Annotated in this window: 23 protein-coding genes; 18 read left to right on the forward strand and 5 right to left on the reverse strand. The window is 38.3% G+C overall.

Features of this window, described 5'->3' with window-relative positions; all coding sequences use genetic code 11:
- Window positions 1–406 precede the first annotated feature (406 nt).
- Genes H6F39_RS06215 through H6F39_RS06225 form a run of 3 tightly spaced genes read left to right on the forward strand, consistent with a single transcriptional unit; the run spans window position 407 to window position 5,444 of the window.
- Entirely contained in the window at window positions 407–3,613 is a 3,207-nt protein-coding gene (locus tag H6F39_RS06215) for a glycoside hydrolase family 15 protein (RefSeq protein WP_190396402.1), read from the forward strand.
- Between the two features lie 38 nt (window positions 3,614–3,651).
- Window positions 3,652–4,755, forward strand: coding sequence for an AAA family ATPase (locus H6F39_RS06220; RefSeq protein ID WP_137907621.1), 1,104 nt, complete (start codon window positions 3,652–3,654; stop codon window positions 4,753–4,755).
- A complete protein-coding gene (locus H6F39_RS06225) occupies window positions 4,755–5,444 on the forward strand; it encodes a DUF4276 family protein (protein ID WP_190371939.1) in 690 nt (229 codons plus the stop codon). The genes H6F39_RS06220 and H6F39_RS06225 overlap by 1 nt, the downstream gene beginning before the upstream one ends.
- 166 nt (window positions 5,445–5,610) lie before the next feature.
- Here the strand turns inward: H6F39_RS06225 and H6F39_RS06230 are convergent, their stop codons facing one another.
- Window positions 5,611–6,549: an Rpn family recombination-promoting nuclease/putative transposase gene (locus H6F39_RS06230; protein ID WP_190371940.1), complete on the reverse strand. Its 939-nt coding sequence runs from the start codon at window positions 6,547–6,549 to the stop codon at window positions 5,611–5,613.
- A 289-nt stretch (window positions 6,550–6,838) separates the two neighbouring features.
- Window positions 6,839–7,153 carry a YkvA family protein gene (locus H6F39_RS06235; protein WP_137907618.1) on the reverse strand — a complete coding sequence of 105 codons (315 nt, stop codon included), beginning with the start codon at window positions 7,151–7,153 and terminating at the stop codon, window positions 6,839–6,841.
- Between the two features lie 263 nt (window positions 7,154–7,416).
- Here H6F39_RS06235 and H6F39_RS06240 point away from each other — a divergent pair, with 263 nt between their 5' ends.
- From H6F39_RS06240 to H6F39_RS06250, 3 genes are all read left to right on the forward strand, one after another.
- Entirely contained in the window at window positions 7,417–8,127 is a 711-nt protein-coding gene (locus H6F39_RS06240) for a MotA/TolQ/ExbB proton channel family protein (RefSeq protein ID WP_137907617.1), read from the forward strand.
- Window positions 8,117–8,776, forward strand: a complete 660-nt coding sequence (locus tag H6F39_RS06245) for a biopolymer transporter ExbD (protein WP_137907616.1) — start codon at window positions 8,117–8,119, stop codon at window positions 8,774–8,776. The genes H6F39_RS06240 and H6F39_RS06245 overlap by 11 nt, the downstream gene beginning before the upstream one ends.
- 245 nt (window positions 8,777–9,021) lie before the next feature.
- On the forward strand, window positions 9,022–9,384 hold the full coding sequence (locus H6F39_RS06250; RefSeq protein ID WP_137907615.1) for a phage holin family protein: 363 nt from the start codon (window positions 9,022–9,024) through the stop codon (window positions 9,382–9,384).
- Window positions 9,385–9,460: 76 nt separating this feature from the next.
- Here the strand turns inward: H6F39_RS06250 and psb29 are convergent, their stop codons facing one another.
- Both psb29 and hemF read right to left on the reverse strand, forming a co-directional pair.
- Window positions 9,461–10,168: a photosystem II biogenesis protein Psp29 gene (gene psb29 / locus H6F39_RS06255; RefSeq protein WP_137907614.1), complete on the reverse strand. Its 708-nt coding sequence runs from the start codon at window positions 10,166–10,168 to the stop codon at window positions 9,461–9,463.
- A gap of 230 nt (window positions 10,169–10,398) precedes the next feature.
- A complete protein-coding gene (gene hemF, locus H6F39_RS06260) occupies window positions 10,399–11,445 on the reverse strand; it encodes an oxygen-dependent coproporphyrinogen oxidase (RefSeq protein ID WP_190371941.1) in 1,047 nt (348 codons plus the stop codon).
- A gap of 351 nt (window positions 11,446–11,796) precedes the next feature.
- Here hemF and H6F39_RS06265 point away from each other — a divergent pair, with 351 nt between their 5' ends.
- The 7 genes from H6F39_RS06265 (at window position 11,797) to H6F39_RS06295 (ending at window position 16,539) form a co-directional block, all read left to right on the forward strand.
- Entirely contained in the window at window positions 11,797–12,327 is a 531-nt protein-coding gene (locus H6F39_RS06265) for an SRPBCC family protein (RefSeq protein WP_137907612.1), read from the forward strand.
- 106 nt (window positions 12,328–12,433) lie between these two features.
- Entirely contained in the window at window positions 12,434–13,504 is a 1,071-nt protein-coding gene (locus H6F39_RS06270) for an Mrp/NBP35 family ATP-binding protein (protein ID WP_190396403.1), read from the forward strand.
- Window positions 13,505–13,518: 14 nt separating this feature from the next.
- Window positions 13,519–13,653, forward strand: a complete 135-nt coding sequence (locus tag H6F39_RS06275) for an alpha/beta hydrolase (RefSeq protein WP_199290875.1) — start codon at window positions 13,519–13,521, stop codon at window positions 13,651–13,653.
- A gap of 18 nt (window positions 13,654–13,671) precedes the next feature.
- Complete coding sequence (gene rodA, locus H6F39_RS06280; RefSeq protein WP_137907609.1) at window positions 13,672–14,982, forward strand: rod shape-determining protein RodA; 1,311 nt, start codon at window positions 13,672–13,674, stop codon at window positions 14,980–14,982.
- A gap of 214 nt (window positions 14,983–15,196) precedes the next feature.
- Window positions 15,197–15,391 (forward strand): NAD(P)H dehydrogenase subunit NdhS, encoded by a 195-nt coding sequence (locus tag H6F39_RS06285; protein ID WP_137907659.1) that lies wholly within the window; start codon window positions 15,197–15,199, stop codon window positions 15,389–15,391.
- A 198-nt stretch (window positions 15,392–15,589) separates the two neighbouring features.
- Window positions 15,590–16,270 (forward strand): HAS-barrel domain-containing protein, encoded by a 681-nt coding sequence (locus tag H6F39_RS06290; RefSeq protein WP_137907608.1) that lies wholly within the window; start codon window positions 15,590–15,592, stop codon window positions 16,268–16,270.
- Window positions 16,271–16,347: 77 nt separating this feature from the next.
- A complete protein-coding gene (locus H6F39_RS06295; protein ID WP_028083513.1) occupies window positions 16,348–16,539 on the forward strand; it encodes a hypothetical protein in 192 nt (63 codons plus the stop codon).
- Between the two features lie 52 nt (window positions 16,540–16,591).
- Here H6F39_RS06295 and H6F39_RS06300 read toward each other — a convergent pair whose 3' ends face one another.
- A complete protein-coding gene (locus H6F39_RS06300) occupies window positions 16,592–16,861 on the reverse strand; it encodes a YciI family protein (protein ID WP_137907607.1) in 270 nt (89 codons plus the stop codon).
- Between the two features lie 362 nt (window positions 16,862–17,223).
- On the opposite strand from H6F39_RS06300, the gene urtA reads away from it, so the two are divergent.
- The 5 genes from urtA to urtE all read left to right on the forward strand — a co-directional run bounded on the left by urtA (window position 17,224) and on the right by urtE (window position 23,187).
- On the forward strand, window positions 17,224–18,540 hold the full coding sequence (gene urtA / locus H6F39_RS06305; RefSeq protein ID WP_137907606.1) for an urea ABC transporter substrate-binding protein: 1,317 nt from the start codon (window positions 17,224–17,226) through the stop codon (window positions 18,538–18,540).
- A 204-nt stretch (window positions 18,541–18,744) separates the two neighbouring features.
- Window positions 18,745–19,905 carry an urea ABC transporter permease subunit UrtB gene (gene urtB / locus H6F39_RS06310; RefSeq protein ID WP_190371942.1) on the forward strand — a complete coding sequence of 387 codons (1,161 nt, stop codon included), beginning with the start codon at window positions 18,745–18,747 and terminating at the stop codon, window positions 19,903–19,905.
- Window positions 19,906–19,956: 51 nt separating this feature from the next.
- Complete coding sequence (gene urtC, locus H6F39_RS06315; RefSeq protein WP_242028614.1) at window positions 19,957–21,132, forward strand: urea ABC transporter permease subunit UrtC; 1,176 nt, start codon at window positions 19,957–19,959, stop codon at window positions 21,130–21,132.
- On the forward strand, window positions 21,107–21,877 hold the full coding sequence (gene urtD, locus H6F39_RS06320; protein WP_190371943.1) for an urea ABC transporter ATP-binding protein UrtD: 771 nt from the start codon (window positions 21,107–21,109) through the stop codon (window positions 21,875–21,877). The genes urtC and urtD overlap by 26 nt, the downstream gene beginning before the upstream one ends.
- Before the next feature lie 611 nt (window positions 21,878–22,488).
- Window positions 22,489–23,187 (forward strand): urea ABC transporter ATP-binding subunit UrtE, encoded by a 699-nt coding sequence (gene urtE / locus H6F39_RS06325; protein WP_190396404.1) that lies wholly within the window; start codon window positions 22,489–22,491, stop codon window positions 23,185–23,187.
- Window positions 23,188–23,262: the final 75 nt, after the last annotated feature.

Here is a 23,262-nt window from a genome sequence, read left to right on the forward strand (position 1 = left end):
AAGTTCGCCTTCACTCAATAGCAAACAGGAGAAAAGATATTTTCAGAATATTTACTCTGTTGTCACTGACTCAGATCATGGTAACTGGGATACAATCAATAAAAATATATCTATTTCAGTAACTTATTCTCTTAGCACTTTATACAAGCGAGTATTCTGAAAACTTAAATCTAACCTTGGTTCTATCTCAACACGAATTAAGGGAGTCAAGCGAGAATAGAATAAATAATCTTGGTAATAATTAATAGAAAATAGAGTCACGTCGCATATTATGATTATAATGTGTCTTGTCTGTAAAAACTTCCCCAGGTTTTTGCATACACCCACAGGAGAAATTGTAAAAAGTTCTTATTTATTCACCCGACACCAACAGAGTTAAATTTTTCAGCAGTTTATCATCAGCATAATGAACATATCTACCACATTCACAACCCGCTTAGATTCTTATTATCAGGAAATCAAAACAATTATTTTAGCGCGTCAAAATCCCATTACTGGTTTATTACCCGCAAGTACCGCTGTGACTGCTCATGGTGATTATACAGATGCCTGGGTGCGAGATAATGTGTATAGTATATTAGCAGTTTGGGGTTTAGCTTTAGCATATCGCAAATTAGATAGTGACGGTGGTCGCACTTATGAACTAGAACATAGTGTTGTCAAATTAATGCGTGGCCTGTTATTTGCTATGATGCGACAAGCTCATAAAGTAGAGAAATTTAAATATACACAATCTTTATTAGATGGACTTCACGCCAAATACAATACGTCCACAGGTGATATTGTGGTTGGTGATGATGAATGGGGACATTTACAACTTGACGCTACATCTATCTTCTTGTTAATGTTAGCAGAAATGACCGCCAGTGGCTTATCAATTATTTTTACATTAGATGAAGTTAACTTTGTTCAAAATCTAGTTTATTATATTGGCAGAGCTTACCGGACACCAGATTTTGGAATTTGGGAACGGGGTAATAAAATTAATCATGGTAATGCAGAATTAAACGCCAGTTCTTTAGGAATGGCTAAAGCAGCTTTAGAAGCAGTAAATGGACTCAATTTATTTGGTGTTTATGGTAGTCAAGCCTCAGTAATTCACGTTTTACCAGATGAAATTGCCAGAGCAAGAATCACCTTAGAATCATTATTACCCAGAGAATCAGGTTCTAAAGAAATTGATGCAGCGTTATTAAGCATTATTAGTTATCCCGCTTTTGCTGTCAAAGATGATAAATTACGAGAGCGAACCTTTAAAGAAATTGTGAGTAAATTAGCCGGAAAATATGGCTGTAAACGCTTTTTAAGAGATGGACATCAAACAGTTTTAGAAGATACCGAACGTTTGCATTATGAACCTAGCGAACTGAAAGAATTTGAGCATATTGAATGTGAATGGCCATTATTTTTCACTTATTTAGTTCTTGATGGATTATTTCGCGGTGAAAAAGCACAAGTTGAGAAATATCAACAACTTTTAAAATCATTGTTGGTAGAACAAAATGGATTACAGCTATTACCAGAACTATATTATGTTCCTGAAGAAAATATAGAATCTGAAAAATTAAATCCCCAAACTCAGTTAAGATTACCTAACGAAAATATTCCCCTAGTTTGGGCGCAAAGTTTATATTATCTGGGAGAAATGTTAAGCGAGGGTTTAATTTCCTTAGGAGATATTGATCCTTTAGGTAGACATTTAAGCGTAGGAAAAAGCAGAAGTGCCTTAGTACAAATTGCTTTAATAGCCGAAGATGAAGAATTACAAAATCAGTTAAAAATATATGGAATTGAAACCCAAACACCTAAGCAATTAGCACCAATTCAAGTCAGAAAATCTGAAGAACTTTCGCAAATTTATACCCAAATTGGTAGAAATGATCAATTAGGTTTAACAGGTCGTCCCCTGCGAAGACTGAGAAGTTTAACGACATCAAGATTTTTTAAAATTCAAGATCAAACAGTAGTATTTTTACCATCATTTTTAGATTCTCAGCAGTTTTATCTAACTCTTGATTATCACTTTTTAGTAGATCAAATTAGAGGAGAATTAGCTTATATTCAAAAATATTGGAGTGATTTAGGTCGTCCGACTTTGACCTTAATGATTACTCGGACAATGCTAGAAACTGGTGCAGAAGCATTATTAGAATTAATGCAAGAACTCAAAGATGGTATTTGCCATGGAGTGCAGGTAAAATTAGGAAAATTAAATCAATTAATGCTGACAGCCGCAATTCAAAAAATTGATTTTTTGTCAGACATAACATTATCTCAATCATCAGTAATTAATCAAAAAATTCGTTGTAATTATCTGACTTCCCATTTAGAAAAAAGTTGGTCTTTGGGACATACTCAAGAATTTCAAATGGAATGCGAAACCAACTTAAATTTATTATTACAATATTTGCGTTCATCGGAAAATATCTATGAGCAGATTGAATTACTGCAAACATTAAGTCGCTTACGGGGTTTAGAATTTAATACAGGTTATGCAGGTCCAAATCATAAAGTCACTGTAGCTGATTTACTGGATGAAGTTTACAACAAAGCCGGCGATTTAGGGATTTGGGCGGTGGTACGACGGGCTGCGGGTTTACGTCAAATGCTTGATATTGGCTTATCAGACGCGGTAACAAGTATTTTGGTGCAAGGAAAGCAAATTGCAGTCGGGAGGGCTTATAGTCAGGCTTCTTTAATGGTTGTTCCCATGTCTGCAAATGAAATTGCTGAGAAAATCAATAACTTCTGTCGTGAAGATATCCGCGACCGGGTTTTAACACAAGAAATTCTCATTTATCTTGGTGTTTTAATCAAATCTGAACCAAAATTATTTCGCGGTTTTATCACATTAAGAGTCGGTTATCTGATTCTTTTAATTACTAGCGACATAGCTAGAGAATTTAATCTCACCCAAGATGAAGCTTATGAGAAATTAATGGAGTTATCACCTTTTGAAGTGAAAATGCGTCTGCGTCAAGTGTTAACTGGATATAGTGGTGTAAGTAATTTATTGCGTCAACAGGAATCATTGCACGTCAAACAAAAAGAAAGTGATATCGCTTGGGTTGTGTTACCTGTAGTCAGTCAAGAAATAGAAGTTCCTCCCCATGGTTGGCGCAGATTTCGTCAAGCAGAAGGAGCATTAAATCGTGTACCCAAGGACTTTTTTAAACAAGTTTGGCTATTAATGCAGCATTGCAAAGGTGTAGTCATTGGTGATAAATTAGAACGCCGGAATCGTTTAGAAAGTGAAATTATGCTTTCAGAAATGACCGCCGGAGAAAGAAATTTTGCTTTATTGGTTGAACATTTACTGAATAAAATTGAAGCCCCTGAATATCGTCAAGTCAATGTAGAAGCCCTGATGGAATTGGCTACAATTGTCGCTAATAACCCAAACTTGCAAATTGAAGAATATATCGTTTTAGATGTGTTAATCGGTCACGCAGTGCGGTTAGCTTGGTTAGAAAATCATCCCCATCGTCAAGATAATTATGATGAAGATAAAGCTAGTGCCTGGCCATCATTTTATAATAGTTCTCCTCAAGATTGCGCTAATTATATTTTGAAGGCCTTTAGGTTCTTAACGGAGTTTGTGAAAGATGTTTAAACGTTTGCTATTCTTGGTATAAATACTAATTATCAACTATGCTACAACGAGTAATTATTAAGGGGTTCAAGTCTATTAAGACAATGGATATTGAATTGCGTCCCTTAAATATATTGATTGGAGCTAATGGAGCAGGTAAGAGCAATCTGATCTCCTTTTTCAAGATGCTAAATGAGATGATGGCCGGACGACTTCAACAATATATCGGTATATCCGGTTACGCTCAATCTCTCTTACACTTTGGACCAAAGGTAACACCGCAAATCGAGGCAAAACTAAAGTTTAAGATTGACAATGGGAGTGTGGATATTATCTATACCATTTGTCTACTTCATGCAGCAGGTGATACTTTAATCTTTGCTGAAGAAACAGGGACGCGAAACGGCTCACACCTACCTCAACCTTTAACTACTTACTCCTTCGGTGCGGGACATCAAGAAACAAAAATCAACAAAGCAGCACAAGCAGGTACACCAACAATTGCCAATACTATCAAACATTTGCTCAATCTCTGTCGTGTTTACCACTTTCACGATACTTCATCTACCGCGCGAGTTCGTCAATCCTGTTACATTGATGATAACCGCTACCTGGTGTCTGATGCGGGAAATTTAGCTGCATTACTTCTGAGATTCCGCGAAGATCATAGTACAGCCTATCAGCGTATTATTAAAACTATCCGTCTAATTGCCCCATTTTTTGATGATTTTGTCCTTGAACCTAGGGGGAATAATGTTATTCTCAACTGGCGAGAAAAAGGATCAGATCAAGTATTTGGACCACACCAATTTTCAGACGGTACTTTGCGTGCTATCTGCTTGACTACGTTGCTTTTGCAGCCAGAAAATGAACTTCCAGAACTCATTATTGTTGATGAACCGGAACTTGGTCTTCATCCCTACGCGCTCAATGTTGTAGCTGCGATGTTTGGTAAAGCTTCCTATCATACACAAATTTTGATTAGCACCCAATCTACTTCTTTTTTAGATAACTTTAATGCTGAAGATGTAATTACAGTAGATAGAGTGGGTAAGGAATCGCAATTTAGGCGGTTAAATCCTGAAGAATTAGAAGCATGGTTAGAAGAATATAGTTTAGGAGAAATTTGGGAAAAAAATATCATTGGTGGAGGTCCACACTAATGGTAAGACTCTATTTATTTGCAGAAGGACAAACTGAACAAACATTTGCTTCTATTATCCTGCAACCACACCTGGCGCAACATCAAGTATTTATGCACCACCCTAGACTCATTGCTCATGGAAGAAAAAAGGGTAAAACTAATCGTGGTGGTAGTGGTTATGGTGATTATCAGCCAATGAAGGATGATATTTTGCGATCGCTTGCGGAGGATAAAAATACAGATGTTTTCTTTACCACCATGATTGATTTGTATGCAATTCATTATAATTTTCCGGGATTAAAGGAATCTGAAATTATGCGCCAAAATCCCATAAAACGAGTTGAGTTTTTAGAGAAAAGCTTTGCTAATGATATTGATGATCCTCGATTTATACCGTACATTCAACTGCATGAATATGAAGCTTACCTTTTTTCTGATCCTACTTGTTTTGAGTCCTTTTATGATCATTGCTCAGATCGGGTTGCAATTCTCAAAGCTGCGGCCGATAAACATGAAACTCCTGAGTTGATTAATGATAGCAAGGAAACAGCCCCCAGTAAACGTATTATTGCCCAATTTCCTGATTATGAAAGAGCAAAATCTACTTATGGTCCATTATTGGCTGAATCAATTGGACTGGAAATAATTCGGAATAAATGTCCTCACTTTAATTCATGGCTATTACGACTTGAATCATTGGGTAAATAAAGCATTGATACCCCCAACATTAATGGGGGGTACATTCCTATGTTCTTGAAATGCGATCGCCGGATAAATTCTCATAAAATTCATTGAAACGTATAAAGGATAAAAGCAATGACTCCGAGGTATTACTTGCTGAATTTTGGAATGGATATAGATCAAAACTTCGCTTCTATTTCTCAGAAACCTCTAAATTTTGCAACCAACTAACCAAATCATCTAAACTCGCAAAATCTAACAACACCTCCGTTAAATCTTCCAATTGTTCCAGAGATAACTTCTCAATCTGCATTTTTAGCTGACTAGGCACTTCCCCAAATTTTTTAGATAACAACCGCAGGATCAGATTTACTTCTCCCTCCTGTATACCTTGTTGTATACCTTGTTGTATACCTTGTTGTATACCTTGTTGTATACCTTGTTGTATACCTTGTTGCATACCTATTTCTGTCGCTTCTTCTCTTAGTTCTTGATATAAGCGAGTTTGCTCAAAAGTTATACCTAACATTGCTTCTATCTCCAAACGACTTAAACGAGTAAACCGATAAGACATGATCGTGGTAATTATTTCTAATATGGCACGACTATCCGCTGGTGCTTGTAACTCCTGTTGACAACGGTTGACTAAATATCGCGCTGCTGCTGGTGCTTTGTCTTGGTTTAGGGTTGTTAACACCAACAAACTCACATCAAGGGGTAATTGTTCAAATTCTCCCAACTCATTCAAATATACTCGATGTACCTGTTCTGAACTCAAAAGTGCGCGATAGGGGTGAATATCCCCTTGTTCTGTACTCCGAGTTGGATAAATTAACACCGCTTGCCAATCTTGAAAACGCTCCCTATTTCTGTAAAAATAGAGAAACAACTCCCCAAATAAACGTTCATACAGTCGCTCATCTCTTTGAAATTGTACTTCACAGAAATAAACAACTCCTGGTGTTTCCGTTTCTGGTGGTAAAAACACCCCATCAATTTCAAACTTTGGTTCTTTTACCGCTACCGAATCAAAGCGATAACTAGCCGCGTTTACCGGAGGATTTGCCAATAGCTCAAACAGTAGCGTTGGGTATTTTTGAAATAAATAATAAAAAATAGAGTCACGCCGCATATAAAAGTAGAAATCACCTTTTCATATATATTACCAGGAATAGTGTCGCCATCTATTTTGTGATGATCATGACGGTAGAGATTTGAATTTTTAACAGATTACAAAAAACCTATATAGGCCAGGGTAGAGCATTCCTAAATCCTGACCTATAGAAACAAACGATTAAACCACTTTGTTAACCATACCTCCAGTCAGTTTGATAACTCTTAGATTAGGAAGTGCAATAGCAAAGCTGACCTAAGGTAAGGTATCGCTTTTTTGCATCTAAAATTCCGTTTACATTCCAACACTACTTAACAGAAACAGAATCAACATCCACAGTTTCCCCAGTAGGAGGCGCATTATTAACTGTATTGCTGGTACTATTTTCTACAGTCCCTTTTTTAGCTTTCCAACCATCAATTACTAGTCCCGAAACTTCAGTAACGAATAAAGTTAAAAGTAAAACATCATCAATTTGACCAATAATAGGAATAAAATCTGGAGAAATATCCAAAGGGCTGATTAAATAGGCCACCGTACCGATAATTACCCACCAACGGTATTTAGGATTGCGTAATGTATTCCGATACCATGTATAAAGGGATTGAATTGAGAAGTTCATACTCTTAACCTCCAGTGATTTTTTTATTTTGGCAAATAATCCTCTAAACTCCCGGTGGGAATAACCGCCATCTTGTGTATAGAAGATGTTAATCCTTGGTAATTAATTAGAAAATTTTGTGAGTATTGCATTACTCTTGAAAATGAAAATGCTTTGATTACTAGTGATGGAGTGAGGAAACTTAAACAGTGGATATTTCAGATTTGTTGAATAAGAGTGGGACCTCTATAGTTTTTGACTTGTTCAAGAAGGGCGGTCCCTCTATGTGGCCTTTGCTGGTTTTATCAGTGCTATCACTAAGTGTGATTTTTGAACGTTTTTGGTTCTGGTTACAGATTCTTACCCAGGAAACAAAAATAGTTAATCGTGTTCTGGATGCTGCTGGTGAAAATTGGGAAATAGCGGAAGCAATTGCTGAAAAAGCAAGAAATCAGCCCATTGGTAGGTTTTTATATGCACCTTTACGCCTAAAGAAAAACGATCCAGAAACCTTTAGATTGGCGCTAGAATCAACCGCAGCAGACGAAATAGCGGGAATGCGACGGGGGGAAAAACTTTTAGAAGCTGTAATTGCTCTCTCGCCTCTGCTAGGATTGTTAGGTACAGTTCTGGGTTTGATCCATTCCCTAAGTTCAATTCGTATTGGTGATTTAGGTACAGAGTCTGCTGCTGGTGTCACCACTGGGATTGGGGAATCTTTGATTAGTACAGCCGCAGGATTAATAGTAGCAATTACTAGTTTGGTATTCTACCGCCTATTTCAAAGTTTTGTTGTTAACCAAGTTAAGGTTTTCAATAAAGCGGGAAATGAAATGGAATTACTCTACCGTCAGTATCCTCCTGATCCTAACAGAATGACTCTAGGGATAGTCTCAAATGAAAAATCATTTCCCGACAATTCTGTAATTGAGTCAGAGGGTACAATTGATAATTCCCAATTGAACTCTTTACCAGGAGAAGAAGATGAAAGTTAAGTTAGACACTCCCACTGAAGACGTTCAGATTCAAATTATCCCCTTAATTGATGTTGTTTTTTGTATTCTGACATTCTTTTTATTAGCAGCTTTACAATTTACTCGTCAACAAGCGATTAATGTTGATTTACCCAAAGCTAGTACAGGTACAAGTTCTGCTGCTAATTCCCAAACTAAAAATAACATTTTACCCGTGACAATTGATGCTGTGGGGATGACATATATAGAAAAAGAACCTGTAAGTCGGGAGGAATTGGAATCACGTTTAAAGCAATATATCCAAACAAATCCAGAGGGGATTTTAGTATTGAATGCGTCACGTACAGCAACTTATAATGATGTTATTCAAACATTAGATTTGCTCAGGAAGGTGGGAGGAAATCGGGTATCTTTGGGAATTATTCCTGGATCATCTCAACCACTGACAAATTCACCTAGCTTCCCTACTATTCCTGTTCCGGTAATACCTAATAATCCTGTTAACCCAGGAATTAACCCACCGGGAAACTTGAATTATTTACCACCCGATAACCCAAATTTATTTCCTGTTCCGGGAAAGGGAATAACTCCTGGTATTTCAATTCCCAATAATACTTTACCGCCAGCACCTGTAAAACCGGGAAAAAATAATTCTTCTCCTCAAAATTAATACCATTTCACCTGAAATTTTGTATGTTTATATCTCTCCATATTTTCCTCAATTACGAGTTTATGGGGAGATTTTTATTGATAAGGAAAGTAAACCTAAAGATATTTAGAATAAATTCCAGTTCTGGAAAAAACTTCTGTTAATTTGTAAATAATTGGTTAAGCTACAAAGATTTTCATATCCAGAAACCAAGTTAACCAGGTAATTTATCACCAATCACCATTTACATTTCAGGGGTTATGGTAATGGATATTACGACGCTGTTAATTGTTTGGTTAGTCACCGCTATTAGTTTGTTTATTATTAGTAAATTACCTTTGGGAGTGGAAATTGATACTCCAGAAAAGGCAATTTTATCCGCAGCAGTTTTAGGTATTATTACAGCACTCGTTAAGCCAATTCTCAAACTTTTGTTTGTGATTCCCAGTTTAGCCAGTTTTGATTTATTATCTGGTATCTTCACTTTTATGATAGCTGTTGTTTGTTTTAGTATTGCTGCTTGGTTGGTAGATGGTTTCTATTTGCGTTTTGGTATTTGGAGTGCTATTTTAGGTGCTTTTGCACTTACTATTATCAATAATATTATTTACAAATTATTGGGTGTGTAATTGGTAATTGGTGATTGGTAATTACTTCCTATCACCTATCACCTATCACCTATCACCTATCACCGATACCCATTACTTAGTCATTGATACTAGATGGTGCTGTAGTCGTGTCCGCTTGTTGTTGTCGTTGATCCCGTTTTTTGCGATCTGCTGACAATATATCTGCCATGACGATGAGTGCTTGCGCCATTTTTTCTAGGTTAGAACTGTATAGTTCTAAATCTTTGATCAGTTTGTCTTCTGAAAGATGTAACCCTTTGGCTATCGTTTTTAGTGCTTCAGTTCGTTGTGTATCATCTTTGACAAATGCCGGAGCAGATTCTGCCAATAATGCAAATAAACCAATAGCAAATAAGCGACTGTATTTAAAGTTGGAATTGGCTGCAATTGCCTCTAGTTGCCTTTGTAAATCTGCATCTTGATTTAAGAGAGTTGCTTGACTCAAACCGGCAATTAAATCCTGAACTGGTACATTGGCTGCTAAAGCTTGTAATCTAGAAGCATCTTGTCGGTAGCGGTGGGGGTCTTGTTCCACTGCGTGACAAATTGCTTGAAAAATTGACTCTTGATCTTGTTCTGGCTGGTAGCCAGCCATGAAGCGGTCAAAAGTTGTCACAACGCCCAAAGCATAAATCCCATCATAGCTAAAATCAACATTGACTGACAGTAGGTGCATTTCTACCATCAATTCTTCCACTACCCGGCGGTAAATAGTATTAATCGGCCTGGTATGAAGGTGATAGAATGTTTTTTTTGTATCAGATACCGTACGGACGTTATTCACAAAGAGAATTTTTAAGAGGGACGCATTTCCATTTTCTAGTATGAACCAATTAGGGCTAAATAGTTCAAGTTCTCTGAAAGCTATATTCCCAGGTAAACCCACCACAATCTAGTAAGTATCAATTCATGTATATGGGATGATACTTACCTATAAATCTCCTTTAGTGTCATGGTTTTTTAGGCAATAACCGGAAATTGATAACTGTCAATTATCAATCATTTATCAGTTGCCTATTGTTGAATTGGTTTCCAGTTGATCCAATCTTGAGGTTTGAGGAAAGTCTCATACAACTCAGCTTCGGGAGAATTTGGTTCTGGTTGATAGCCATATTCCCAACGAACTAAAGGTGGTAGAGACATAAGAATTGATTCTGTGCGACCGTTGGTTTGGAGTCCAAAAATTGTTCCTCGGTCATAAACCAAATTAAATTCTACATATCTACCGCGACGGTATAATTGAAAATTCCGTTGGCGATCGCCGTATTCCATCTCATGCCGACGTTGTACAATCGGGGTATAGGCTGGCAAAAATGCCCCAGCACAGTCTTGAACCAAAGCAAATATATCTTCCCAAGTGCGTGATGGTAAATCCCCTACCTGATTGCTATAAATAGCAGCGTCCCCATGAGGATCTGGACCGCGATATATAGAACCTTGACCATCTTGATAATCTAAAAATAAACCGCCAATTCCCCGTGTTTCTCCCCGATGTTTAAGATAAAAATACTCATCACACCAACGTTTAAACACAGGATAATATTCGGGATGATGTTGATCACAAGCTTGTTTTAAAGTTTCATGAAAGTGAACTGCATCTTCAGCAAAGGGGTAATAAGGTGTTAAATCCGCACCACCACCAAACCACCACACAGGACCTGCTTCAAAATAGCGGTAATTCAAATGGACTGTAGGTACATAAGGATTGCGTGGGTGTAACACCAAAGAAGTACCAGTTGCGTAAAAGCCATGTCCTTCTGCTTCTGGACGTTGGACTAAAATCGAGGGTGGTAAATGAGAACCCCAAACTTCAGAAAAATTCACCCCAGCTTGTTCAAATATTCTACCATCTCGTAGTACACGCGATCGCCCACCACCCCCTTCTGGACGCTGCCAACTATCTTCTTGAAACTTACCAACACCATCTAATTTTTCCAAACCCTGGGTAATTTGGTCTTGAACATTTTGCATAAACTGACTAACTCTAGCCTGAGCATTGACACCAGGGAGAAAATTAGGTGATTCTTTTGTGATAGTGGGGGTTTGCGAGTTGGTTAACATAAATTCCCGAACCTAAAATTACGATTTCTAAACAATTACAAATTTTTGTTGTCAAAACTTGTCAGCAGTCAGGGTCAAAAATCCGGCTTAATCTGTCAGAACAGCTTTTTATTATAGGTGAAAAGACAACCGTTCAAAACGCCTGCAAATTTCCCTTAGCGCGGAAAGTTATTCTCATCCACAGATATCATATCTGAGGGATCATTTTCCTAGTTATACAAATAATCTTATGATTCTGTTTACAGACTTTGTTCATAGTTTTTTCCACAAAGAGGAGTTTGAGTACAATTTTTTCAACAGTCATAGTTACCAGACAAAATATAAAGCAATGTTAAGCATTGTCACAGTTATATGCAGCAGATCAAAATCATACCAAATTGGTTATCCAAACTCATCCACGGTAAACGTCGGCGCTTTTGTGCATCCTTAGTGCGAACCTATCGGGAAATCAGTTCTGCCTCCGTAGATGAACTTTGGCAAAAAGTCGTAGATTTAACAGATGTTTCCTGGCATCCTCTACTTAAAAGTACCAATGTTCCCTTAGGATTAGTCCCCAAACCGGGCTTAATTTTTCAAGCAGTGACAAGGTTTTGGCCAATTCCGATTCGGATTTTTGTAGAACGAGTCAGTCCCAAACAGACGTTAAGTATCCGGGTTTTAGCAATTCCTGGTATAGAAGAAAGAATAATATACCAAGTAGAATCAACCATCTGCGGATCTTACTTATCTTATTCTGTGACTTTGCGTGGTTGGTTATCCCCCCTAATTTGGTCTTTATCTCGTCCTTATGTAGATCGGGTCGCTAGAGCGCTGATAGAATCTGTAGAAAATCCTGGATTATCCCAGAAAAAATCTTTACATGGTGGCTGCTTTGATTTTTAGAGTCTGGGAAATTCTTGACCAATGACTAATGACCCCAATAAAGTTAAGATTCATCTATCAATGAAAATTTTTTAAGCTTTATAGAAGCGACAACGGTAAACACAGTATGTATGATGTCCTAAATTCCCATTCAGTCCTGGAAGTGTTGCGACCAGTAGAAGATCCAGAACTTCGCAAAAGTCTGGTAGAACTAAATATGATTCGCAACGTTAAAATTGATGGTGGCCAGGTTAGTTTCACTTTAGTGTTAACTACCCCTGCTTGTCCTCTCAGGGAATTTATAGTTGAAGATTGTCAAAAAGCTGTCAAAAAGTTGCCCGGTGTCACAGATGTAATTATAGAAGTCACAGCAGAAACACCCCAGCAAAAAAGCTTACCAGACCGCAATGGCGTTCCCGGAGTGAAAAATATTATTGCTGTTTCCAGCGGTAAAGGTGGTGTTGGCAAAAGTACAGTTGCGGTAAATATTGCAGTTGCTTTAGCACAAACCGGGGCGAAAGTCGGTTTATTAGATGCGGATATTTACGGACCCAATGATCCCACCATGTTGGGTTTGAGTGACGCTGAAATTAATGTTCGTTCCAGCGATGGCCGCGACATTCTCGAACCAGCATTTAATCATGGTGTTAAACTAGTTTCTATGGGCTTCTTAATTGATCAAGATCAGCCTGTGATTTGGCGTGGTCCCATGCTCAATGGTGTAATTCGGCAATTTCTCTATCAAGTAGAATGGGGAGAATTGGATTATCTCATCGTGGATATGCCACCGGGAACAGGAGATGCTCAATTAACTTTAACCCAAGCTGTACCCATGGCAGGGGTTGTAATTGTGACTACACCACAAACGGTGTCCCTGTTGGATTCCCGCAAGGGTTTGCGAATGTTCCAGCAGCTAAATGTACCAATTTTGGGAATTGTGGAAAATATGAGCTATTTTATCCCCCCAGATCAACCAGATAAACAATATGACATTTTTGGTTCTGGTGGTGGCTCTAAAACAGCCACAGAATTAGGAGTCCCCTTGTTAGGATGTGTACCATTAGAGATTTCTACGAGAATAGGCGGTGATAATGGTGTACCAATAGTTATTGGTGAACCTGACACAGCCGCAGCTAAAGCCTTAACAGCGATCGCTCTTACTGTAGCAGGTAAGGTATCAGTTAATGCTTTGACATAAAACTTGGGGAGGAGGTGATTGGGAATAATTTCTTACCAATTACCAATTACCAATTCCCCATTACCAATTACCAATTACCAATTACCCATTACCAATTACCCATTACCAATTACCAATTACCAATTACCCATTACCCATTACCCCTTTAAAGTCCTCTGCCGCACACAATGTTATCAAAACCTTCTTTCCCGAAAATGCGTTGGCAATATTGGCTCAAGCCTTGGCAACAAATGGACGGGCTATTGTTTTTTCTACCCGTTGCCGTTAGTATGTTTGGTGGGCTAATGATTCTGAGTACAGAACTCAAGCAACCTGTAACTGACTGGTGGTGGCACTGGTTAATAGCCGGTATTGGCTCAACTATCGCCTTATTTTTAGCTCGTTGCCGTTACGAAAATCTCATACAATGGCATTGGTTCATTTACGGGCTAACCAACTTTAGTTTAATAGCCGTCATGCTGGCCGGTACTAGTGCCAAAGGCGCACAGCGTTGGATTAGTATAGCTGGTTTTAATGTCCAACCCTCAGAATTTGCCAAAATAGGATTAATTATCACCTTAGCTGCTTTATTACATAAGTCTACAGCCTCCACACTGGAAAGTGTTTTCCGGGTCTTGGCAATTACGGCTATACCTTGGGCATTGGTATTTTTACAGCCAGACTTAGCCACATCTCTTGTATTTGGGGCTATATTTCTAGGAATGTTGTATTGGGCAAATGCTAACCCCGGTTGGTTGATACTGATGATTTCCCCTGTCATAGCTGCAATTCTATTTAGTATATCTTGGCCATTATCTACACCCATAATTTTATCTAAAGAAATATCATTGAGTATATTAGGTTTAATATGGGCAGTGGCCATGGGAATAGTCGGTTGGTTTAGTCTCCCCTGGAAGAGATTTGGTATTGCTGCTATTGGTTCATTGTGTCTAAATATGCTCGGTGGTGAATTAGGTATCTTTGCCTGGAATCATATATTAAAAGAATATCAGAAAAATCGGTTGAGTGTATTTATTAACCCTGAACATGATCCCCTGGGTGCGGGTTATCACTTAATTCAATCTCGTATTGCTATTGGCGCTGGTGAAATTTGGGGCTGGGGTTTATTTAAAGGTCCTATGACTCAACTGAATTTCGTTCCCGAACAGCATACAGATTTTATTTTTTCGGCCGTTGCTGAAGAATTTGGACTGGTGGGGTGCTTAATTTTACTATCTATCTTTTGCTTGATTTGTTTCCGCTTACTTCATGTAGCACAAACCGCTAAAGATAACTTTGGTTCGCTTTTAGCCATTGGTGTTTTATCCATGATTGTGTTTCAACTTATTGTTAATGTTGGCATGACCGTTGGTTTAGCACCGGTGGCAGGAATTCCTTTACCATGGATGAGTTATGGGCGATCGGCTATGTTGACTAACTTTATTGCTATTGGTATAGTAGAATCCGTAGCTAATTATCGTCAACGTCAAAAGTATTGAGTTTAAATCACAAAAATATAGTCAGATCTAGTCAAACATAATCATCTGTGTTATAGTTGAGGAATGAAATTATCTGACAAAAGCCAAATCAAAAGGAATAAGCTATTATTAGGGAACTCTTAACAGGTTATTGACCAATGACCAAATAACTAATTACCAAACTCCCTCCTGAAGGCATTAAGCTAAGAATAGGAAACTAAAAAGGGTAAATATGATGATACTGCCTGGAACAACTGTTCGCGTCAAAAATCCCGCAGATACATATTATCGGTCTGAAGGACTTGTACAACGAGTTAGTGATGGTAAAATAGCTGTATTGTTTGAAGGTGGTAATTGGGATAAAATAATTACTTTCCGTCTCACAGAATTAGAACCTGTGGAAACTACAATTCAGAAAACGGGGAAATAGCAAGTTAGTCAGTGGTCATTAGTAAATATTAAATTCTAGACACGCAACTTGCATAATACATGAGATCGTAGTCAGGGCTAAAGTCCTGACTACAAAGAAAAGATGATAATTTTTTGTGACACTTGCGTGTCGTCCATTTTTAATTCTTAATTCTTAATTCTTAATTCTTAATTCTTAATTCTTAATTTTTAATTGTTTATGCGTCTACCTTTACCACATTTTACTACGGGTGATAGCGAAGCCAGACTTAATAGTCCCTATTCTCACTCTCACCATTTTGCAGAGGTAATTGAAACCAATACTACAGAATTTTTGGCCCAGTGTTTAGAACCGGAAGACTTGAGCTTCCCACCAATGCCACCTTTCGGTAGTTGGGTGAGTGCTGTGGATGAAGAATCTGGTAATCAAGTTTATGCTATAGTGTATCATGCCACAACTATGCCTGTTGATTCTGTACATCGGGCGGTTGCTTTGGGGTTATCCTTAGAAGCTTTGCGTGAGGAACAACCCCAAATATTTGCTATGCTAAAAACTGAATTTAGAGCCGCAATTGTGGGATTTGAGGAAAAATCTATAAATAGTCATCATGGCAATATGTATCAATATTTGCCACCTCGTCCCCCACAAATTCACCAAGCTGTTTATCGGTGTCAACCAGAGTCCATTATTCAGTTTACTGAAGATTTGGATTTCCTGCGAACATTACTGATGATTAATGCTGCGCCAGTAGATTCTCTGGTCGCAGCAGCTATACGTGGAGTGTATCAGTTACGTAAAACTGAGCGAGAATGGTTGATTAAAGCCGGACGACACCTGAGTATATTACTCAAGGATGATTATGACCGTCTGCGCTTTATTTTGAGTCAAATCCACCCATAGTGATTTTTAGACAACCCTGATTAATTGCGTTTAACTACTTGGCTTTCCCCTTTCCTAGATTAAGAGAGTTGATGGTAATGATCAAATTACTTATTTTTGGACTAATCGTGATTTATGTTGGTGGTGTGTGGAAATTTTGGACCGGATTTAACAGAACTAATTTTAACCAAACTTTACCCAACCGCATAGGTTTAGCTTTGTTGTGGCCTGCTTTGTTTTTGGCTAACCCATCCTATCGTCGCAATTTTAGAAAAGCGTTGAAGGGATAATTAACTCATAGTTACCAACCAATTATGAATTAATTATCTTTGCGAAAATTGACTAAAAAGCTTGAATCCATTCTTTAACAGCATACTCTATCCAAATACCGTTTTGCCAATAGGGATCAGATTCCACTAATTGACGAACGGTGTTTTCGTCTTCGGCTTCATAAATAGCAAAAACCTGAGTTATATCTTTTGTCGGTCCAATAGTAATCAAAATCCCCGCTTGCTTCTGTTTTGCTAATCCTGCTAAATGATCTTGACGATAGGGTTCACGTTTGGTTAATACGTCTTCACAGTAACTTCCCCACATGATGTATTTTGTCATAACTGCTGATGATTGATAGTTATTAAAAACTATAGCAACATGAGGTTTTTTAAGATAGAGATTGATGATCAAGTTTTTAATTTCACCAATATCACTGTATACTTAATCACATTTAATATGAATCTTAGCATCTATACAGATATTTATAATTATATGAGGATATCCTAACCTGCTAATCGCTGGTGGGGAGGTGGCTAGGTATGTGGTTATTACACCAATCCCGATGAGAAAGAAATTATATTTTTCATCTATCTTGAGGTAGATTTTTATTAAAATAAATTACAATTTTGTATAGCAAATCACAGTTTAATAGTTAAATATAGAACTAATATCTCACTTTAAAAAGATAACTAATCAAAAATATGGGTAGACAATTTAACCGACGTAAGTTTCTGCTTTACGGTGCAGCGGGTATTGGTAGTAGCATTTTCTTAAAAGCTTGTGCTAATAATACCCCCAACACTGCGAATAGTCCCGCAGCATCTACCAGTACACCTACCGTAGCTAGTACGGATAGTAAAACCATCAAGGTAGGTATTTTACATTCTCTCAGTGGTACAATGGCCATTAGCGAGAAAAGTGTGGTAGACGCGGAAAAACTAGCAATTAAGGAAATTAACGCTGCTGGGGGTGTTTTAGGTAAACAAATTGAAGCAGTTGTGGAAGACGGCGCTTCTAATTGGGATACCTTTAGAGAAAAAGCTACTAAATTGATTGACCAGGATCAAGTAGCTGTAGTTTTCGGTTGTTGGACTTCCGCTAGTCGCAAAAATGTCAAGCCAGTTTTCGAGAGTAAAGACCATATGCTGTGGTATCCTGTGCAGTATGAAGGTCAAGAATGTTCTAAAAACATTTTTTACACTGGTGCAGCCCCAAATCAACAAATTGAACCTTCTGTTGATTGGTTGTTGAAGAATAAAGGTAAAGAGTTCTTTTTAGTCGGTTCTGACTATGTTTTCCCCCGCACTGCTAATAACATTATTAAAGCTCAATTAGAGGCTTTAGGTGGGAAAACTGTTGGGGAAGATTACTTACCTTTGGGTAATACGGAAGTAACAGCTATTATCACGAAAATTAAGCAAGTTTTACCAAAGGGTGGTGTAATTTACAATACTCTTAATGGTGATAGTAATGTTGCTTTCTTCAAACAGTTGAAAGGAGCGGGATTGACACCAGAAAAGTATCCTTCCATGTCTGTGAGTATTGCGGAAGAGGAAGTTAAAGCCATTGGTGTGGAGTATCTAAAAGGACATTATGCTGCTTGGAATTATTTTCAAACAGTAGACACACCTGCTAATAAGAAATTTGTGGCAGCCTTTAAGAAAGAATACGGTGAAGATAGAGTAACAAATGATCCTATGGAAGCCGCTTATATTGCTGTGTATTTATGGAAAAAAGCGGTAGAAAAAGCTACTACAACTGACTTGGCGAAAGTCCGGGCTGCGGCCTATGGTCAAACTATAGATGCACCTGAAGGAAAAGTGACAGTTAATGCCAATCATCACATATCAAAAATTGTGCGCATTGGTCAAGTCAGAAAGGATGGCCTATTTGACATTGTTTATGCTACCCCCGCACCAGTTGAACCAGTTCCCTGGAATCAATTTGTGAAAGAGACTAAGGGATTTGCTTGTGATTGGTCAGATCCCGCCAAAGGTGGTAAATACAAGAAAGGTTAATTTTGTGGTCAGTTGTCAGCGGTTAGTTATACAACTGCATCTCAATCAGGTACATATAGGCGGGCAAGATGCCCACCCCACAATAGTTTTACTATTCATATTTGTACTTTGTTGAGTAGCAATTTTGGGATGTGAAAATAACTAAAAAATAACCAATAACTGACAACTGACTATTAGAAATAAATTGATAATTGCGGGGAGAAAATGTTAACAGGTTTTTTGGAAGCTGTCTTTAATGGTGTTAGTATTGGCGCTGTTTTATTAATTGCTGCGCTAGGATTAGCCATCATATTTGGCTTAATGGGTGTCATTAATATGGCTCATGGTGAGCTAATGATGTTTGGTGCTTATACAACTTTTGTGGTGCAAAATGTTTGTAAGCAATTGGGTGGGTTTTGGTTTGATGTTTATATATTTTTGGCTTTGATTATCGCTTTTATTTTCACCGCTGGTGTAGGATTAATTCTGGAAAAAAGCGTAATTCGTTATCTCTATGGACGACCTTTAGAAACTCTGTTAGCAACCTGGGGAGTAAGTTTAATTTTTCAGCAGTTTGTCCGCAGTGTAAATTTATTATTGATCATCGGGATAGCTTTGTTTTCTCTTCTGTTTTTTGGGGGTTTATGGATTTTAAATTCTCGGAATAATTTCCAGAAAACTCGTAATTGGTTTGTGGGAGTTTTACTATTTTTGTCCCTAGGATTGACAATTACAATCTGTAATTTGTTAAGTAAAACTTATCAGCAAGGGGTAACTTTACCTTGGTTTGGCGCTCAAAATGTAGATGTTACAGCCCCTAGTTGGTTACAAGCTGGTGTATCTTTAGCCGGTGTACAATTACCCTATGCGCGGTTATTTATTATTGCTTTGACGATTATTTGTGTGGGGGGAATTTATCTATTTTTGCAAGGTTCTCATTGGGGATTAAGAATTAGGGCTGTCACCCAAAATCGCAGCATGAGCGCCTGTTTGGGTATCCCCACTCAACAAGTTGATGCAATTACTTTCGCCCTGGGTTCAGGGTTAGCTGGTGTGGCTGGATGTGCAATTAGTTTACTTGGTTCTGTTGGACCAAATACCGGACAAAATTACATTATTGACACCTTTATGGTGGTGGTTGTCGGTGGTGTGGGTAATTTAGCTGGTACGATTTTGGCCGCTTTGGGAATTGGGACAACTAATTATTTGATTGGTTCGGGAACTTTAGCCTTGTTGTTGAGTCCGGTTAAGCCTTTGGCTGATTTATTTAGTTTTTTTGCGACAACAAGTATGGCTAAGGTGATGGTTTTTGCTTTAATTATTGTGTTTTTACAATGGAAGCCAGGAGGGATTTTTCCCCAAAAGGGTCGTCATGTTGATGTTTAAATTATCGGAAATTTAACGCAGATAAACGCAGATAAACGCGGATTTGAGAAAATGGATAAAGCAGGAATGATGAAAATTAAAAAGGGGCGAAATTTAATATTAGTTGAAGTGGGAGTCGTTTGCGCGATCGCTTTGATTTTGATTTTGATTATGCCGGTGTTACTTTCAGATTTTCGTCTGAATTTATTGGGACGATTTTTGTCTCTGGCTATTGTGGCTTTAGGAATTGATTTAATTTGGGGTTATGCTGGTTTATTGAGTTTGGGACATGGGATTTTCTTCGGTTTGGGTGGATATGCGATCGCTATGTACCTAAAATTGCAAGTTCCCACCGGGGAATTACCGGATTTTATGGCACTTTATGGTGTTACGGAACTTCCTGGATTTTGGCGGCCTTTTTCTGATTTTCCCCTGTCTATGGCTGCTGTGGTGATGATTCCGGGTTTGTTAGCAGGATTACTAGGATATTTAGTATTTCGGAATCGCATTAAGGGGGTTTATTTTTCGATTTTGACTCAAGCTGCAATTATTGTATTTTTCAATTTTTTTAATGGACAACAACAATTTTTTAATGGCACAAATGGATTGATAGATTTTACCACCTTTCCGCCTTTATCTTGGGGAGTTAATGGCAGTGGTGCTATAGTTAGTGATAGCAAAACTCAATTTGTTTTCTATGTCTTGACGGTGATATTTTTGGCGGCTATTTATGGGCTGTGTCGCTGGTTAACTAGTGGACGTTTTGGCAGATTATTAATAGCTATTCGTGATGATGAAAGTCGGGTAAGATATTCTGGCTATGACCCCACAGATTTTAAAGTATTAGTATTTGCAGTTTCGGGAGCAATTGCTGGTATAGCTGGGGCATTTTATACCGTTCAAAGTGGTTCTGTATCCCCTAGATCCATGGATATTGGCTTTTCTATTGAAATGGTGATTTGGGTGGCTGTGGGGGGACGAGGCACGTTAACCGGGGCAGTTATTGGCACTTTATTAGTTAATTATGCCCGCACTTTTTTAAGTGAACAATTCGCGGAAATATGGCTATTTTTTCAGGGTATACTATTACTAACTATCGTCATTCTGCTTCCTGACGGCATCATGGGATGGTTATATAAACAAAATATTCCCTTTCGGAAACGTCAGCAATTAAAATTTTCTGATACCTATCCTAGTTTAGAAGAAGATATGGAAGTGAAACATGAACGCCAAAATATTGGAAACTGAAAATGTCACCGTTAGTTTTGACGGTTTTAAGGCCATAAATCGCCTAAATTTTAGTATGAATGTTGGTGAATTGCGGGTAGTAATAGGTCCAAATGGGGCTGGGAAAACTACCTTTTTGGATGTGATTACAGGTAAGGTGCAACCAACCATAGGCAGAGTCCTATTTAAAGGTAAAAATTTACGCTCTTTAGCTGAACATCAAATTGCACGGCTGGGAATTGGTCGCAAATTTCAAACCCCACGCATCTATCTTAATTTAACACCTTTTGAGAATTTAGAAATCACTAGTAATCGTCAGAAAAATGTTTTTTCTACTTTGTTTCGTTCGCTCAATTCTGCGGAAAGAAATAGTCTCAAAGGCTTATTAGAAACCATTGGTTTAACTGCAAAAGCAAATATTCCAGCGGCTTTATTATCCCACGGAGAAAAGCAACGTTTGGAGATTGGAATGTTAGTAGCACAATCTCCTGATTTATTACTTGTTGATGAACCTGTAGCTGGTTTAACAGATGAAGAAACCTATAATATCGGTAATTTGTTATTAACATTAGCGGCAAGTCACTCAATTTTAGTCATTGAACATGATATGGAATTTGTGCGACAAATCGCTAAGAAGGTGACGGTATTACATGAGGGTTCGGTATTGTGTGAAGGTGATTTTGAGCAAGTCAGAAATGACCCCCGCGTTATTGAAGTATATTTGGGAAAACAGGAAGAGAATTACATCCCCCCCTCACAAGGGTAGGTTTTTTACATTGTCGTCGGGGTAAGACGGGGAAGACAAGGAGGGAAGGTAGACAAGGAGGGAAGGTAGACAAGGAGGGAAGGTAGACAAGGAGGGAAGGTAGACAAGGAGGGAAGGTAGACAAGGAGGGAAGGTAGACAAGGAGGGAAGGTAGACAAGGAGGGAAGGTAGACAAGGAGGGAAGGTAGACAAGGAGGGAAGGTAGACAAGGAGGGAAGGTAGACAAGGAAGTTATGCCTCTTATGAAAAAATACCCTTTTAAGAGCTATTAAAAGCAATTGATTGAGAAAACGGAGGTGGGAATGGGAATAAGCCATTTAAACAAATGCCTTTGCCATTAAGTAAATCAGCAATAAGTAGGTGAACGGAAAAAAACCGACATAAGTAACGAAAAGTAAAGTTGCCCAAAACCTCTTCCCTCTTCCCTGTCACCTGTCCCCGTGGCGTAGCACCTGTCCCCGTGGCGTAGCACCTGTCCCCGTGGCGTAGCACCTGTCACCTGTCCCCTGTCACCTGTCACCTGTTACCTGTTCCCTTGTCATTATGGGAGGGTGGGGTGAAATTGGGGAAAATTGGGGAAAATTAAAATAGTTAATCAGGTTGATTTTATAATGCTAAAAATTTCTAATCTTAATGTTCATTATGGTGAAAGTCATATTCTCAGAAATGTGGATTTGACCGTATTACCAGGACAAATGGTATGTTTAATTGGACGCAATGGGGTGGGAAAAACAACCATGCTCAAAACAATTATGGGGCTACTCAACCCCAGCAGCGGAATTATTGATTTTGCAGGGGAGATAATTAACGCCAAACCGACTTATGAAAGGGCGAAAATGGGTATTGGTTATGTAAGTCAAGGAAGGGAAATTATCCCGCGATTAACAGTTAAAGAAAATCTGCTTTTGGGATTAGAAGCTAGACAAAAACCAGTCAAAAAACCGGAAATTCCCCCAGAAATTTTTAGCCTATTTCCAGTTTTAAAAACTATGCTTTCTCGTATGGGTGGAGATTTAAGTGGTGGACAACAACAACAATTAGCGATCGCTCGTGCTTTAATGGGAAGACCACAACTACTCGTATTAGACGAACCAACGGAAGGTATCCAACCCTCAATCATTTTGGAAATTGAGGCCGCAGTCCGTCAGATTATTGAAGCTACAGGGATTTCTGTTTTATTGGTAGAACAACATTTGCATTTTGTCCGTCAGGCAGATTACTATTATGCCATGCAAAAAGGCGGCATTGTTGCTTCAGGTTTAACTCAGGAACTTAGTCAGGATGTGATTCAAAGATTTTTAGCGGTTTAAGCGGATATTAATGTTTACTTGGGAATTTTGAGAGCAGCAGAGACGTTTTATATGTTTTATATAACGTCTCTACTT

The sequence above is a fragment of the Dolichospermum sp. FACHB-1250 genome (genome assembly GCF_014696335.1).
GTDB classification, from domain to species: domain Bacteria; phylum Cyanobacteriota; class Cyanobacteriia; order Cyanobacteriales; family Nostocaceae; genus Dolichospermum; species Dolichospermum planctonicum.

Bases quoted from the DNA above. Each gene is read 5' to 3' on its own strand.
- H6F39_RS06215 (WP_190396402.1), top strand. From the start codon at position 407: ATGAACATATCTACCACATTCACAACCCGCTTAGATTCTTATTATCAG.
- H6F39_RS06220 (WP_137907621.1), top strand. From the start codon at position 3,652: ATGCTACAACGAGTAATTATTAAGGGGTTCAAGTCTATTAAGACAATG.
- H6F39_RS06225 (WP_190371939.1), top strand. From the start codon at position 4,755: ATGGTAAGACTCTATTTATTTGCAGAAGGACAAACTGAACAAACATTT.
- H6F39_RS06230 (WP_190371940.1), bottom strand. From the start codon at position 6,549: ATGCGGCGTGACTCTATTTTTTATTATTTATTTCAAAAATACCCAACG.
- H6F39_RS06235 (WP_137907618.1), bottom strand. From the start codon at position 7,153: ATGAACTTCTCAATTCAATCCCTTTATACATGGTATCGGAATACATTA.
- H6F39_RS06240 (WP_137907617.1), top strand. From the start codon at position 7,417: ATGTGGCCTTTGCTGGTTTTATCAGTGCTATCACTAAGTGTGATTTTT.
- H6F39_RS06245 (WP_137907616.1), top strand. From the start codon at position 8,117: ATGAAAGTTAAGTTAGACACTCCCACTGAAGACGTTCAGATTCAAATT.
- H6F39_RS06250 (WP_137907615.1), top strand. From the start codon at position 9,022: ATGGATATTACGACGCTGTTAATTGTTTGGTTAGTCACCGCTATTAGT.
- hemF (WP_190371941.1), bottom strand. From the start codon at position 11,445: ATGTTAACCAACTCGCAAACCCCCACTATCACAAAAGAATCACCTAAT.
- H6F39_RS06265 (WP_137907612.1), top strand. From the start codon at position 11,797: ATGCAGCAGATCAAAATCATACCAAATTGGTTATCCAAACTCATCCAC.
- H6F39_RS06270 (WP_190396403.1), top strand. From the start codon at position 12,434: ATGTATGATGTCCTAAATTCCCATTCAGTCCTGGAAGTGTTGCGACCA.
- rodA (WP_137907609.1), top strand. From the start codon at position 13,672: ATGTTATCAAAACCTTCTTTCCCGAAAATGCGTTGGCAATATTGGCTC.
- H6F39_RS06285 (WP_137907659.1), top strand. From the start codon at position 15,197: ATGATACTGCCTGGAACAACTGTTCGCGTCAAAAATCCCGCAGATACA.
- H6F39_RS06290 (WP_137907608.1), top strand. From the start codon at position 15,590: ATGCGTCTACCTTTACCACATTTTACTACGGGTGATAGCGAAGCCAGA.
- H6F39_RS06295 (WP_028083513.1), top strand. From the start codon at position 16,348: ATGATCAAATTACTTATTTTTGGACTAATCGTGATTTATGTTGGTGGT.
- H6F39_RS06300 (WP_137907607.1), bottom strand. From the start codon at position 16,861: ATGACAAAATACATCATGTGGGGAAGTTACTGTGAAGACGTATTAACC.
- urtA (WP_137907606.1), top strand. From the start codon at position 17,224: ATGGGTAGACAATTTAACCGACGTAAGTTTCTGCTTTACGGTGCAGCG.
- urtB (WP_190371942.1), top strand. From the start codon at position 18,745: ATGTTAACAGGTTTTTTGGAAGCTGTCTTTAATGGTGTTAGTATTGGC.
- urtC (WP_242028614.1), top strand. From the start codon at position 19,957: ATGGATAAAGCAGGAATGATGAAAATTAAAAAGGGGCGAAATTTAATA.
- urtD (WP_190371943.1), top strand. From the start codon at position 21,107: ATGAACGCCAAAATATTGGAAACTGAAAATGTCACCGTTAGTTTTGAC.
- urtE (WP_190396404.1), top strand. From the start codon at position 22,489: ATGCTAAAAATTTCTAATCTTAATGTTCATTATGGTGAAAGTCATATT.